13 protein-coding genes and 1 pseudogene are annotated in these 14,087 nt (G+C 64.1%); 4 read left to right on the top strand and 10 right to left on the bottom strand.

What is annotated here, in order from left to right; all coding sequences use genetic code 11:
* Positions 1-42: 42 nt before the first annotated feature.
* The 4 genes and pseudogenes from KUV65_RS13605 to KUV65_RS13590 form a co-directional block, all read left to right on the top strand.
* The gene (locus KUV65_RS13605; protein ID WP_222191223.1) at positions 43-666 is read left to right on the top strand and encodes a hypothetical protein; all 624 of its coding nucleotides are present in this window, start codon (positions 43-45) and stop codon (positions 664-666) included.
* Positions 663-1,289 carry an exopolysaccharide biosynthesis protein gene (locus KUV65_RS13600; RefSeq protein WP_222191222.1) on the top strand — a complete coding sequence of 209 codons (627 nt, stop codon included), beginning with the start codon at positions 663-665 and terminating at the stop codon, positions 1,287-1,289. Before KUV65_RS13605 ends, KUV65_RS13600 begins: the two co-directional genes overlap by 4 nt.
* Positions 1,290-1,398: 109 nt before the next feature.
* Positions 1,399-1,860, top strand: a complete 462-nt coding sequence (locus tag KUV65_RS13595; protein WP_222191221.1) for a hypothetical protein — start codon at positions 1,399-1,401, stop codon at positions 1,858-1,860.
* Positions 1,861-2,013: 153 nt separating this feature from the next.
* A pseudogene (locus KUV65_RS13590) lies at positions 2,014-3,369 on the top strand (DEAD/DEAH box helicase); the annotation flags it as partial.
* A gap of 408 nt (positions 3,370-3,777) precedes the next feature.
* Here the strand turns inward: KUV65_RS13590 and KUV65_RS13585 are convergent.
* The 10 genes from KUV65_RS13585 to nuoI all read right to left on the bottom strand — a co-directional run bounded on the left by KUV65_RS13585 (position 3,778) and on the right by nuoI (position 14,041).
* Complete coding sequence (locus KUV65_RS13585; protein WP_222191219.1) at positions 3,778-5,454, bottom strand: ribonuclease J; 1,677 nt, start codon at positions 5,452-5,454, stop codon at positions 3,778-3,780.
* Positions 5,451-6,230, bottom strand: a complete 780-nt coding sequence (locus KUV65_RS13580) for a type III pantothenate kinase (RefSeq protein WP_222191218.1) — start codon at positions 6,228-6,230, stop codon at positions 5,451-5,453. Before KUV65_RS13580 ends, KUV65_RS13585 begins: the two co-directional genes overlap by 4 nt.
* Positions 6,231-6,254: 24 nt before the next feature.
* Positions 6,255-7,010 carry a biotin--[acetyl-CoA-carboxylase] ligase gene (locus KUV65_RS13575; protein WP_222191217.1) on the bottom strand — a complete coding sequence of 252 codons (756 nt, stop codon included), beginning with the start codon at positions 7,008-7,010 and terminating at the stop codon, positions 6,255-6,257.
* Complete coding sequence (gene nuoN, locus KUV65_RS13570) at positions 7,011-8,459, bottom strand: NADH-quinone oxidoreductase subunit NuoN (protein ID WP_222191216.1); 1,449 nt, start codon at positions 8,457-8,459, stop codon at positions 7,011-7,013.
* A gap of 9 nt (positions 8,460-8,468) precedes the next feature.
* On the bottom strand, positions 8,469-10,013 hold the full coding sequence (locus KUV65_RS13565; protein WP_222191215.1) for an NADH-quinone oxidoreductase subunit M: 1,545 nt from the start codon (positions 10,011-10,013) through the stop codon (positions 8,469-8,471).
* Between the two features lie 10 nt (positions 10,014-10,023).
* A complete protein-coding gene (nuoL, locus tag KUV65_RS13560) occupies positions 10,024-12,171 on the bottom strand; it encodes an NADH-quinone oxidoreductase subunit L (protein WP_222191214.1) in 2,148 nt (715 codons plus the stop codon).
* 4 nt (positions 12,172-12,175) lie between these two features.
* Positions 12,176-12,484 (bottom strand): NADH-quinone oxidoreductase subunit NuoK, encoded by a 309-nt coding sequence (gene nuoK / locus KUV65_RS13555; protein WP_222191213.1) that lies wholly within the window; start codon positions 12,482-12,484, stop codon positions 12,176-12,178.
* 90 nt (positions 12,485-12,574) lie between these two features.
* The gene (locus KUV65_RS13550) at positions 12,575-13,189 is read right to left on the bottom strand and encodes an NADH-quinone oxidoreductase subunit J (RefSeq protein ID WP_222191212.1); all 615 of its coding nucleotides are present in this window, start codon (positions 13,187-13,189) and stop codon (positions 12,575-12,577) included.
* A 7-nt stretch (positions 13,190-13,196) separates the two neighbouring features.
* Entirely contained in the window at positions 13,197-13,613 is a 417-nt protein-coding gene (locus KUV65_RS13545) for a carboxymuconolactone decarboxylase family protein (protein ID WP_222191211.1), read from the bottom strand.
* Complete coding sequence (gene nuoI, locus KUV65_RS13540) at positions 13,610-14,041, bottom strand: NADH-quinone oxidoreductase subunit NuoI (protein WP_261331804.1); 432 nt, start codon at positions 14,039-14,041, stop codon at positions 13,610-13,612. The genes KUV65_RS13545 and nuoI overlap by 4 nt, the downstream gene beginning before the upstream one ends.
* Positions 14,042-14,087: the final 46 nt, after the last annotated feature.

Genomic DNA, 14,087 nt, shown 5'->3' with positions numbered 1-14,087 from the left:
CACCATGGAATGCGCGCGCTACAGCTTGCCACACGGTCGGACATGACCCTGCAAAACCGCGTTCTGCCAACCGGCGATATCGTGGCTGACCCGGCCTATCGCGGGACGCTGACCGGCAATCGCGGGATTCTGCACGACGCGGACAAAAAGCTCGGCGCGCGGCGCTGGACGCATCACGCCTGGATCTGTTGCGAACTCGAGTTCAAAGGGCGCCGCAGAGAGCCGATGTCACCGCGAAGCTGGACCGAGTTGTTCTTCCATGACGAGGCGGTCGCGATGGCTGCGGGGCACCGCCCCTGCGCCTATTGCCGCCGCAGCGATTACACCGCGTTTCTCGATGCATGGGAGCGCGGGCATGGCCACAGGCCAAGCGCAAGGCAACTCGACACGCAGCTTCACGCGCATCGCGTCGACCGGGGCCGTCGAACCCAACGCAGGCATGTCGCCCCTTTGGATGACTTGCCCGATGGGGCCTTCATCCTGCATGACGCCACCCCCTGCCTCGTGCTTGGCGAGACGCTGCGCCCCTTCGCCCCCTCGGGATACGGGGCGCCGCGCCGCCGAGCGCGGGGCGGCATGGCGCAGGTCTGCACCCCGGCCCCGCTCCTTCCGGTTCTGCGGGCGGGATTTCCGCTGCGCCTTCATCCTGAACTGGCTTGCCGATGACCCGCCAAGCCTCTGACAGCGACGGGAAGGACGAGGATGGGGCCGGCACGCTGAACGGCGTGCTGGATGACCTCGAAGCCTTGGCCGATGGCGCGGACCCTGTCGCCTTCGGTGATATCATCGAGACCCTCGGCGCGCGCGGGTTCGGCCCGCTCTTGATGATCCTGTCGCTCTTCCTGCTTGTCCCGGTCGGCGCGATCCCGGGTGTTCCCGCTGCGATCGGCCTCGTGGTCGCCGGGATCGGCGCGCAGGTCATTCGGGGTCGCAAGGGCCTTTGGCTGCCAAAGCGTGTGCGCCGGTTGAACATTGCCGCCCGCAAGGTCAGCCAGGCCATCGGCCTGCTGCGTCCGCGCCTGCAATGGCTGGGCCGGTATCTGCACCGACGCTTGACGATCCTTGCGGAAGGTCGCCTGTCCCTCCTCGGGATCGGCATGGTCCTGGTGCTGGTCGGGGTCGCGATGGTGTTCATTGGCTTCGTCCCGCTTCTGCCGATCCTCTTGGCGCTGCCGGTGCTGGTCTTCGGCATCGGCCTGACCATGCGCGATGGGCTCGTCGTTCTGGTCGGGCATGCGGCGCTCTTGCCCGCCCTCTTCCTGACCTGGCGCAACCTGGTCGGAGGCTGAAAGCCCTCGATCTTTACGAAATCTTAACCTTTGCCCACGACCATTGCGCATGGCCAAACTGGGCTGCTTGTTCGTAGTTGTTTCGCTTTTATCCCTCCCTCTGCCAGACATGGCCTTGGCGGAGGGAGGTGGCGCGCTGCATGCCCCGCAAACGGGCCTCACCGGCGTTTTCACCGAGCAGACCATGATCTCGCGCGATGCACATCACGTGCTGATGGGGCATATCATCTTCGCGACCCGCGGGGGTGAACGCCACATCGCGCTCGTCATCCAGCAGCGCCGCGATGGCGTCCACTACCTGCGATATTCGCAAGCCTTCGCGGGCGGCATCGAGCTCCCGTTCCGGCGCATGACTGGCCAGACCTGCAGCCATGGCCATTGCCGGGATCGGCCGGTGGGGCTGATCGCGCTCAGCCCCGACATGCTGCGCCATTTCTCCAGAACCGGACTGACGGCACGGCTGACCGGGCGATCCGGGGCCATCGACCTCGTTGTGCCAGCATCCCTTTTTTCCGAGGCGTACGGGCGCGCGAGCGCCACCGGCCTGTTGGAGGATACCCCTCCCGACTGACCCGAACTTCATAAATTTGACTGCGCCCCGGTTTTCGCCTATGTCGCGCCCACTCCCTGCGGTCCGCGCAGGGTTCTTCGCCGCGGAGCGCGACAGGATATCATGCGCTCCAGTTTTCCACGCCGCGGAACCGCCCGGCATGATTGGACGCATATGACAACGTTTTCCGACCTCAATCTGAATCCCAAAGTACTCAAGGCCGTTGAAGAGGCGGGCTATGAAAAGCCCACCCCGATCCAGGAAGGGGCCATCCCCGCCGCGCTGGAAGGGCGCGACGTTCTCGGGATCGCGCAGACCGGCACCGGCAAGACCGCCAGTTTCACCCTGCCGATGATCTGCATGCTGGCCCGTGGCCGCGCCCGCGCCCGAATGCCGCGCAGCCTTGTGCTTTGCCCCACGCGGGAACTGGCCGCGCAGGTCGCCGAAAACTTCGACACCTATGCCAAGCACGTGAAACTGACCAAGGCGCTTCTGATCGGCGGCGTCAGCTTCAAGGAACAGGATGCGCTGATCGACAAGGGCGTGGACGTTCTGATCGCGACGCCCGGCCGCCTGCTGGATCATTTCGAGCGCGGCAAGCTCCTGCTGACCGGCGTGCAGATCATGGTGGTGGACGAGGCCGACCGCATGCTCGACATGGGCTTCATCCCCGATATCGAGCGGATCTTCGGCCTTGTGCCCTTCACCCGCCAGACGCTGTTCTTCTCGGCCACCATGGCGCCCGAGATTGAGCGGATCACCAACACCTTCCTGTCGAACCCCGCCCGGGTCGAAGTAGCGCGTCAGGCCACCACCTCGGACACGATCGAGCAGCGCCTGCTGGAGTTCAAACCGACCCGCCGTGACATGGCCGCCAAGCAAAAACGCGAGATGCTGCGCGCCGCCATCAAGGCCGAGGGCGAGGCCTGCAAGAACGCGATCATCTTCTGCAACCGCAAGGTCGATGTGGATATCGTCGCCAAGTCGCTGAAAAAGCATGGCATGAATGCCGAGCCGATCCATGGCGATCTGGACCAGTCGCACCGGATGCGCACGCTGGACGGGTTCCGTGAGGGGACGATCCAATTCCTCGTCGCCTCGGACGTGGCCGCGCGCGGCCTCGATATCCCGGCGGTTAGCCACGTGGTGAATTACGACGTGCCCAGCCATGCCGAGGATTACATCCACCGCATCGGGCGGACGGGTCGCGCTGGCCTGAAGGGCGTGGCGATCACGCTGGCCGTGCCGTCGGACGAAAAATACCTCACAGCCATCGAATCGCTGGCGGAAATGACGATCCCGCGGGCCGAGCTGCCCTGGACGCCGGAAGATACCTCGTCGCGCCGTCCGAAATCCGATGATCGGGACACCGGCGCCGAAGACGACAAACCCAAGCGCCGCAGCCGGTCGCGCCGGTCGAAATCCACGGATGACGATCAGGCGACGCCGGCAACCGCGACCCCCGAGGCGCAGGAGACTGACGCGCCGACCAATGACGGGCAAGGGCGCGGTCGCAGCCGTGGCGGGCGTGGCCGCGCGCCCTCGGGCGGCGGGCGCGGCAATACGGTCGTCGGAATGGGCGATCACATGCCGGATTTCATCGCGCTGAGCTTTGACGAACGGCGCGGCGGCCCGGCCCGCGAGGATGAGCCGGAAACCGACGTGGACGAAGACAGCGCATCCGAGACGCCGGAAGCCGAGGCGGAAGCCCCGAAACCGAAGCGCCGCCGCCGCAAGAAGGCAGACCCGGTCGAGGCGCAATCGGACGAGGCAAAAACCGCCTCCGACACCGAGCAGGAAGCCGGTGAGCAGACCGCCCCGACAGACGACGCTGACGGGTCGAACGAAGACGCGGCCTGAGACGCCAAGACCAATCCTCGAAAAGAAAACGGCGGCCCGAGCGAGGCCGCCGTTTTCTTTTCGCCTTGGGTGGCCTGCTTAACCGGCCATCAGTCGGCTGGTCAAAACGGTTACCTCCGGCTTTTTACCGATCTCGCTCATGCAGACCTGGCGCACGACGCGCTTGACCGCCTCTTCCAGCTTGTCGTCATCGTCGACGGTCTTCGCGTCGAGCCGGGGCAAGAGCGCCGCAAGGTCCTCCTCGATCATCTCCGCCAGATCCGCCCCGGTGTTTCCGACCTCGGGCAAGCCGCGCAACGCGACCCAGCAATCTTCGAGGATCTCGTCATCCTCATCCACAATCAGGGCGACGAAGACCACGCCGTTCAGCGCCAGCTTCATCCGATCACGGATGACACCGTCAAACGCCCCGACAAAGGCCGAGCCATCGAGATAGGTTCGCCCGACCTCGTGATACTCGACGATCTGGGGGGCGTTGCCCGACAGTTCCACCATTGATCCGTTGGCCGCGACGACACCCTGCATCCCCTTCGACAGGGCCAGCCGGGCATGTTCGCGCAGATGCCGGAATTCGCCATGGTTCGGGATCAGGATTTGCGGCCGCAGGATGTCGTGCATCGCCTCCAGGTCGGGCCGGTTCGCATGGCCCGAGACATGGTAGAAGCCCGCGCTTTCATCCACGATCTCGACGCCCTTTTCGGCGAGCGCATTCTGGATGCGGGCCACGCCCACCTCGTTGCCTGGGATGGTCTTGGAGGAGAACAGGAACGTGTCGCCTTCCTTGAGTTCCAACCCAAGGTAGCTGCCGCGCGACAGGGCGGCCGAGGCTGCGCGCCGCTCGCCCTGGCTCCCGGTCACGATCAGCATCAGGTTCTCGCGCGGGATCTCGCTGGCTTCCTCGGGGCCGACCGTCGCGGGAAAGCCCGTCAGGACGCCCGACTCGACCCCGGCGGCGACCATGCGCTTCATGGCGCGCCCCAGCAGACAGATCGTGCGCCCGTTCGCCGTGCCCGCATCGGCCAGCGTCTTCAGCCGCGCGATGTTCGAGGCAAAGGTCGTGGCCACGACCATGCCCTTGGCATTCGCCACCAACTCACCGATCGGTTCGGGCAACTGGCTTTCCGAGCGACCGGGATGACGCGAAAACACGTTGGTCGAATCGCAGATGAAGGCGCGCACACCGTCGGCGGCGATCTGGCCCCACATCTCGGGGTCGTAGGGCTCGCCCACCACCGGGTCGCGGTCGATCTTGAAATCGCCCGAATGCACCACGCGCCCCTCGGGCGTGTCGATCACCAGCGCCGAGGCTTCGGGGATCGAGTGGCTGACCGGCGCGAACTGCACCTTGAACGGCCCGGCCTCGATCACGGCGGGATAGGGGCCGGTGACATGCACCTGCAACGGGTCGTGGCCGGCCTCTTCCATCTTGCGCATGGCGTGAATGGCAGTGAATTTCCGCGCGTAGACCGGCGCGCGCAGACGGCCCCACAGATGCCCCAGCGCGCCGACATGATCTTCGTGAGCGTGGGTGATGAAGATCCCCTCGATCCGGTCGGCACGTTCTGCCAGCCAGTCGATATCGGGCAGGATCAGGTCCACACCGGGCTGTCCGTCCATGTCGGGAAAGGCCACGCCCGTATCGACGACGATCAAGCGTTCTGCGCCCTGCGGCCCGTAGCCGTAGACGTAGCAATTCATCCCGATCTCCCCCGCGCCGCCGAGGGGGAGGTAGATCAGCCTGTTGCGATCGGTCATTTCTGCGCGTGATCCTTGTTGTATTGATGGATGACCGTCAGGCCATGCATGGTCAGGTCATCTTCGATATCGTCAAATAGCACATCGCCCTGCGAGAACAACGAGGCCAGCCCCCCGGTGCCGACGATGCGCATGGGGCGCTCCACCTCTTCGCGGATGCGGTCGCAAATGCCGCGCACCAGCCCGACATAGCCCCAGAACACGCCCGATTGCATGCAGGCCACGGTGTTCGTGCCGACGACACGCTGCGGTTTCGTCACGTCCACATGCGGCAGGGCGGCGGCGGCATGGTGCAGCGCTTCGAGGCTGAGGTTCACGCCCGGCGCGATCACGCCACCGATATAGGCCCCGTCATGGTCGACCACGTCGAAGGTGGTGGCGGTGCCGAAATCGACCACGATCAGGTCTCCGCCATGGCGGTCGTAGGCCCCGGCGGTGTTGACCAGACGGTCAGGACCCACCTGCGTGCCCTCGTCCACGCGCGGGGGGTGCGGCAACAGGCAGTCCGGCTTGCCGACGACCAGCGGGCGCGTATCGAAATAGCGGTCGCAGAGAACGCGCAGGTTGAACACGACACGCGGCACGGTCGAAGACAGGATGACTTCGGTGATGTCGATATCGAGCTTGTTGTGCTCCATCAGGGTCGAGAACCAGACGTAATACTGGTCGGCTGTCCGCTGATGGTCTGTCGCGGTGCGCAGCGTGCACAGGAACCGCTCGCCGTCCCAGACGGAGAAGACGGTATTGGTGTTGCCGCAATCGATGCACAGAAGCATGGGCCGCGCCCTCCGTTGCCCGGGTCAGAAAAAGATGTCCGCCGCCGCGATGGTCCGCCGGCCTTTCAGCGTTTCCAACACGAGATTGCCGTCCATGTCCACGTCGGTGAAGGTGCCGGTGATCTCGTCGGTCGGCAGCCGCGCAGTTATGACCTCGCCCAAACGCGCGGCCTTCGAGAGCCACGCATTGCGGATCGGCGCGAAGCCGTAGGTCGTGAACTGCGCCTCCAGATCGGCATAAGCCGGCGCCAGGGCGTTCAGGACGTCCTCGGGGCCGACCTGCACCCCGGCATCGGCGGCAAGGCTGACCGGTGCAACAGCCGTCGCTTCCAGCGCCGATGGCTCGGGTGCGGCGGCCAGGTTCACGCCGATCCCGATCACCAGATGCGCCAGCCCCCCGCGCCCATCGCCCAGGCTTTCCAGCAGGATGCCCGCCAGCTTGCCGCCTTTGAGCAGCACGTCGTTCGGCCATTTCAGCGCCAGATCAGTTGCGGGCACCCCAAGCGCGACCAGTGCATCATGCAAGGCCAGAGCCGCCACGAAACTGCGCAGGGCCACCTGTTGCGGCGGTTCCTTGGGATGCAGGATCAGCGACGCGGCGAAATTGCCCGCGGGCATGGACCACGCCCGGCCCCGGCGACCGCGCCCTGCAGTCTGTTCAAACGCAAGCACCCATTCGGGGCCAAGCGCCGAGGGCGCGCGCCGGGCGGCCTCGGCCATGGTGCTGTCGGTGCTGGGCAGGACATGGCGCCCGACGCCTTCGGGCCAGGCCAAGGTCATTCAGCGCAGCAGGATTTCGGCAGCCTGCGCTGCGCTGGCTTCCAGACCGAACAGGTTGATCCCCGGAAGCCAAGCCAGCCCGATGATGGCCGCGCACGCGACGAGCGCGACATAGGGAACGAGGCTCATCTTGCCGTCGATATCCTCGCGGGTTTCGCCGAAATACATCAGGTAGACGATCCGCAGGTAGTAATAGGCGCCGATCACCGACGCGATCACACCGGCAATCGCAAGCCACGCCATGTCGGCCTCGATCGCGGCCAGAAGCACGGCGTATTTGCCGAAGAACCCGACCAGCGGCGGCACGCCTGCAAGGCTGAACATCAAGACCAGAAGCGCCAGCGCCTTGGCCGGTTCGCGGCTGGCGAAACTCGACAGCGCACTGATTTGCGTCACCGAGCGCCCGTCCTTGCCCATCGTCATGATGAAAGCGAAGGTGCCCATGTTCATGGTCACGTAGATCGCCATGTAGATCAGCATCGCCTCGACACCCTGCGCAGTGCCGGCCGCAAGGCCCATCAATGCAAAGCCCATGTGCGAGATCGAGGAGTAGGCCATCAGGCGCTTGATATCCGTCTGCCCGATGGCGGCGATGGCGCCCAGGAACATCGACAGCACGGCAAGGAAGGCCACGATCTGCTGCCATTGATCGACCACCCCACCGAAGGCGTCATGCACGACGCGGGCAAAGAGCGCCATGGCCGCCACCTTCGGCGCGGTCGAGAACAGCGCCGTGATCGCCGTGGGGGAGCCTTCGTACACGTCCGGCGTCCACATGTGGAACGGGGCGGCCGACACCTTGAAGGCCAGCGCCGAGATCACGAAGACCAGACCGAACAGAAGCCCAAGCGAGATGTCGTCGCCCGATGCCGCTGCAATGATGCCCTCGAAGGCCGTGGTGCCCGCGTAGCCATAGGTGAGCGATGCGCCATACAGGAACAGGCCCGAGGACAGCGCGCCTAGGACGAAATACTTCAGGCCCGCTTCGGTCGACCGCACGCTGTCGCGGCGCACGGCGGCCACCACGTAAAGGGCCAGCGATTGCAGCTCGAGCCCCATGTAAAGCGTGATCAGGTCGCCCGCCGAGACCATCACCATCATGCCCACGACGGCCAGAACCATCAGGATCGGGTATTCGAAACGCAGCAGGTCGTGTTTGACCATGTAGTCGAGGCCAATCAGCAGCACGGCTGCCGCGGCGAACAGGATCGTGACCTTGGCAAAGCGAGAGAAGGCGTCATCGACGAACATGCCGTCGAAGGCCGGGTTCTCCCCGCCCCCGGTCACGGCGATGTAGAAGCCCATGATCGCCAGGACCAGCGCCGTGGCCCAGGTCAGGGCCGGTGCCATCGCGTCCTTCGACGTGTAGACCGCCAGCATCATGGCCCCCATCGCGTAAAGCGACAGGACGATTTCGGGGATCAGGATGGAGAGATCGGCACCGATCATCGGATCACCTCAGTGGTTGGCGGCGACATGCGTGCCGGGGACGTGGTTGGCCACCGCGATGTCGTATTGCGTCAGGAGCGCCTCGACCGACGGTCCGATGATGTCGGTGACAAGGCTGGGATACACGCCGAGCAGGAGCGTCATGACCACGAGCGGCGCAAAGATCGCCTTCTCCCGGCGGGTCATGTCGGTGATCGACTTCAGGCTTTCCTTGATCAGGTCGCCAAAGACCACCCGGCGATAGAGCCAGAGCGCATAGGCTGCCGACAGGATCACGCCGGTCGTGGCGATCAGGCCCACCCAGGTGTTGACCTGGAACACACCCATCAGCGTCAGGAATTCACCGACGAAGCCCGAGGTGCCCGGCAGGCCGACATTGGCCATGGTGAAGAGCATGAAGATCAGCGCATAGGCCGGCATCCGCACGGCAAGCCCGCCATAGGCGTCGATCTCGCGCGTGTGCATCCGGTCGTAGATCACGCCGACGCACAGGAACAGCGCACCCGAAACGAAACCGTGGCTGATCATCTGGAAGATCGCGCCGTCCACGCCCTGCTGGTTGGCCGCGAAGATCCCCATCGTGACATAGCCCATATGGGCGACCGACGAATAGGCGATCAGCTTCTTCATGTCCTCCTGCACCATCGCGACAAGCGAGGTGTAGACGATGGCGATGACCGACAGCCACAGAACGAAGGGCGCCATCAGGTCCGAGGCGACGGGGAACATCGGCAGGCTGAAGCGCAGGAAGCCATAGCCCCCCATCTTCAGCAGGATCGCGGCCAGCACGACCGAGCCCGCCGTCGGCGCCTGCACGTGGGCGTCCGGCAACCAGGTGTGCACCGGCCACATCGGCATCTTGACCGCGAAGCTGGCGAAGAAGGCCACCCAAAGCAGTGTCTGCACACCGCCGGCCACCTGCCAGCCCATCACCGTGATCGGGCCCGCGTTGAACTGGTGGTTCAGCAAGCTCGGGATATCGGTCGTGCCCGCATCCACATACATCGCGATCATCGCGACCAGCATCAGGACCGAGCCGAGGAAGGTGTAGAGGAAGAACTTGAAGGCCGCGTAGATGCGGTCCTTGCCGCCCCAGATCCCGATGATCAGGAACATGGGGATCAGGCCGGCCTCGAAGAACAGGTAGAACAGCACAAGGTCCAGTGCCACGAACACGCCGAGCATCAGCGTTTCGAGCACCAGCATGGAGATCATGTATTCCTTCACGCGATGCGTCACGCCCCAGCAGGCCGCGATGGTCAGCGGCATCAGGAAGGTCGTCAGCATCACGAACAGGACCGAGATGCCATCGACCCCGACCTTGTAGGTCAGGCCGAACATCCACTCGGTTTCCTCGACCAGTTGGAAGCCGGTGTTCGAAGCATCGAACTGCACCAGGATGAAGATCGAGGTGATGAAGGTCGCCGTGGTCGCGGCCAGCGCCAGGCGCTTGGCGTTCAACTGCGCGGCCTCGTCCTCTCCGCGCAGGAACACGGCAAGGATCAGCGCCGCGACGAGCGGGAGGAAGGTGACGATGGAGAGAAGATTGTCCATGGATCCGACCTCAGCCTCCGACCGAAAGGGTGACCCAGGTGACCAGCACCACGATCCCCATCACCATCGCGAAGGCGTAGTGAAAGATGTAACCGGACTGCGCGCGGCCCGCGAGCCGGGTGAAGAAGGGGATGACCCCCATCGCAAGCCCGTTGATGCCGCCATCGATGATCTTGCCGTCCCCGCCCTTCCACAACAAGCGCCCAAGCGCGCGGGCGGGCCGGACGAAGAGGAAGTCGTAGATCTCGTCGAAATACCACTTGTTCAGCAGGAACTGGTAGAGCGGGCGCTGGCTCTGTGCCAGGCGGCGCGGCAGCGACGGGTTGACGATGTAGAACAGGAAGGCCGTCGCGAAGCCAAGCAGCATGGCGACGAAGGGCGAGACCTTGACCCATTTCGGCACTTCGTGGGCGTCATTGAGCACATGGTTGTCCGGGGCGTGGTGGATCGCCCCCTCGCCCGGTGCGCCGGTGAAGACGTAGTGATGCGTCTCACCATAGCCACCCTCGGCCCCGTGGGCCTCGTCCATCGCGACGGCGTCCTCGCCATGGGCTTCGTCGGCGGCGGTGTGCGTGTCTTCCTCGGCATGGGCCTCGTCGCCATGCTCGCCCTCCTCGGCATAGGGCACGCCGAAGAACCGGGCGACATCGTTGGTGTGCCCGAAGAAGGAGTTGTACCAGACCATCCCCGAGAACACGGCCCCGATGGCCAGAACCCCCAGCGGGATCAGCATGACCTTGGGGCTTTCATGGGCGTGGTCATGGGTGTGCTTGTTCCCGCGCGGCTCCCCCCAGAACGTCAGGAACATCAGACGCCAGCTGTAGAAACTGGTGAACAGCGCCGCGATGACCAGCGACCAGAAGGCGAACTGGCCGATATCGCCGCCAAAGGCAAAGGCGCTTTCGATGACCGCATCCTTGGAGGCGAAGCCGGCAAAGCCGATCCACCCGGTCAGCGGGATGCCGACACCGGTGATGGCCAATGTGCCGATCAGCATCGCGTAGAACGTGTAGGGCAGCTTCTTCCGCAGCCCGCCGTAGTTCCGCATATCCTGCTCGTGATGCATTCCGTGGATGACCGAACCGGCCCCGAGGAATAGCATCGCCTTGAAGAAAGCATGCGTCAGCAGGTGGAACATCGCGACCGAGTAGACGCCGACGCCAGCAGCCACGAACATGTAGCCCAGCTGTGAACAGGTCGAATAGGCGATGACGCGCTTGATGTCGTTTTGAACCAGGCCCACCGTCGCTGCGAAGAAGGCGGTGATCGCGCCAAGGATCACGACGAAATTCGTGGCGACCGGCGCATATTCCATGATCGGCGACATGCGGCAGACAAGGAACACGCCCGCCGTCACCATGGTGGCCGCGTGGATCAGGGCCGACACGGGCGTCGGGCCTTCCATCGCGTCCGGCAGCCAGGTGTGCAGCAGCAGTTGCGCCGATTTGCCCATCGCCCCGATGAACAGCAGGAAGGCGATGGTGTTCGCCGCATCCAGTTCCATCCCGAGGAAATTGATCGTCATCTCGGCGAATTCCGCACCCATGGGCAGGATCACGTCGAACTGGATCGAATCCGCCATCCAGAAGATCGCGAAGATCCCCAGCAGGAAGCCGAAATCGCCCACACGGTTGACGATGAAGGCCTTCATCGCGGCGGCCCCTGCCGACGGTTTGCGGTAATAGAACCCGATCAGAAGGTAGGAGGCGACGCCCACACCTTCCCAGCCGAAGAAGAGTTGCAGCAGGTTGTCGGCGGTCACCAGCATCAGCATGGTGAAGGTGAAGAACGACAGGTAGGCGAAGAAGCGCGGCTTGTAGCTTTCGCCTTCCTTGAAGTTGTCGTCATGGGCCATGTAGCCGAAGGAATACAGGTGCACGAGCGCCGAAACCGTCGTCACCACGATCAGCATGATGGTCGTCAGGCGGTCGACCCGGATGCCCCAGTCGGCAAAGAAGCTGCCGCTTTCGATCCAGGTGAACAGGCTGCGCGTCGTGGTCTCGCCGTCGAAGCCGAGGAAGACCACCCAGCTCAGCACGCAGGACAGAAACAGCAGCGCCGTCGCCGTGACGCAGGCCGCCTGTTCGCCGATCATCCGCCAGGTGAAGCCGCAGATCAGGGCGCCGACCAGGGGCGCGAATAGCAGGATCGTTTCCATCTGGTCAGCCCTTCATGTTCGAGACGTCTTCGACCGCGATGTCGCCGTGGTTCCGGAAGAAACACACGAGGATCGCAAGGCCGATCGCGGCCTCGGCCGCGGCCACGGTCAGGATGAACAGTGTGAAGATCTGCCCCGTCAGATCGCCCAGGTAGTGCGAAAAGGCGACGAGGTTGATGTTGACCGAAAGCAGTATCAATTCGATCGACATCAGGATGATGATGACGTTCTTCCGGTTCAGGAAGAGGCCAAAGATGCCGATGACGAACAACGCCGCGGCCACCGTCAGGTAGTGTTCAAGACCAATCGTCATGTCGTCCCTCCGCGAGGCCCCTGCCCCGCACCGTCAATCCACACATGCCACGTTCGCTCGTGGTCTTCGCATGTTCTCTGGGGATGCGCCCTACAGGCCCTGCCCCGGTTTCACGTCCTTCAGTTCCATCGCCTTGGCCGGGTCGCGGTACATCTGCGCCAGCACGTTCTGGCGCTTGACGTCGGCGCGGTGGCGCAGCGTCAGCACGATGGCGCCGATCATCGCCACCAGCAGCACCAGCCCCGAAAGCTGGAACGGCAGCATGTAGCGGTCATAGAGCAGCGCGCCGATTGCCTGCGTGTTATGGATCTCGTCAGGTGCCGGGGTCGGGTTGACCAGCCGGGCTTCCATCCCCTCGGAATAGGTCCAGGTGCCATAGGCCAGCACCAGCTGCATCAGCAAAACCACACCGATCAGCAAGGCGATCGGCAGGTATTTCGACATCTCCGCCCGAAGCTGGGCAAAGTCGACATCCAGCATCATGACCACGAACAGGAACAGCACCGCGACCGCGCCGATATAGACGATCACCAGCAGCATCGCGACGAACTCGGCACCAAGCAGGATGAACATGGTCGCCGCGCTGATGAAGCACAGGATCAGCCACAGCACCGAATGCACGGGGCTGCGCGACGTGACCGTCAACAGGCCCGCCACGATGATCGTGATCGAGTAGACATAGAAGGTGATATCAGCAACGTTCATCGCCCAGTCACTCCTTCTCTCCGTCGATGACCTCTTTCGCGAGGTCCATCGCCTTGTTCATCGCCGGAACACCGCCGAACAGCGCGGCCATCGCGATGGTTTCCGCGACTTCCTGGCTGGTCGCCCCGGCCTCGATCGCGTGGCGCACGGTCAGACGCACCTGCGCCTCGGCCTGCGCGCCCTGGATCGTCAGGCCCATCAGGGTCAGCAACAGGCGCGTCTTGGCGTCCAGCCCCTGCGGGTTGAACTGCTTGCCCATGAACATTTCCAGCATGTCGGCGGGCACGGTCGGCCAGGCCTTGTCAAAGCTGAGCGGGCTCATGTTGGCCAGCGCCGGGTTCACGGCCTTGACCCAGGTCTCGGCCATTTCCTGGGACTGGCGCATCATCGCTTCGAACGGGTTTGTGGGCTTGTCGGATGTCATCGGTAGGGCGCATCCATTTCAAGGTTGCGGGCGATCTCGGCTTCCCAGCGCTCCCCGTTCTCCAGAAGCTTGGCCTTGTCGTAGAACAGCTCTTCGCGGGTTTCGGTGGCGAACTCGAAATTCGGCCCTTCGACGATGGCATCGACCGGGCAGGCCTCCTGGCAGAAGCCGCAATAGATGCACTTGGTCATGTCGATGTCGTAGCGCGTCGTGCGGCGGCTGCCGTCGTCGCGCGGTTCGGCATCGATGGTGATCGCCTGCGCGGGGCACACGGCCTCGCACAGCTTGCAGGCGATGCAGCGTTCCTCGCCATTCGGGTAGCGGCGCAGGGCGTGCTCTCCGCGGAAACGAGGGGAAAGCGGCCCCTTTTCATGCGGGTAGTTCAGCGTGACCTTGGGCGCGAAGAAATACTTCAGGCCCAGCTTCATGCCTTTGAAGAAATCGGCCAGAAGGAAGTATTTCGCGGCGCGGGTA

This window comes from Maritalea mobilis (assembly GCF_019800885.1).
Classification (GTDB): Bacteria; Pseudomonadota; Alphaproteobacteria; order Rhodobacterales; family Rhodobacteraceae; genus Roseibacterium; species Roseibacterium beibuensis.
Note: the sequence above shows the minus strand (reverse complement) of the source record. Positions and strands in the feature narration are given on the sequence as shown.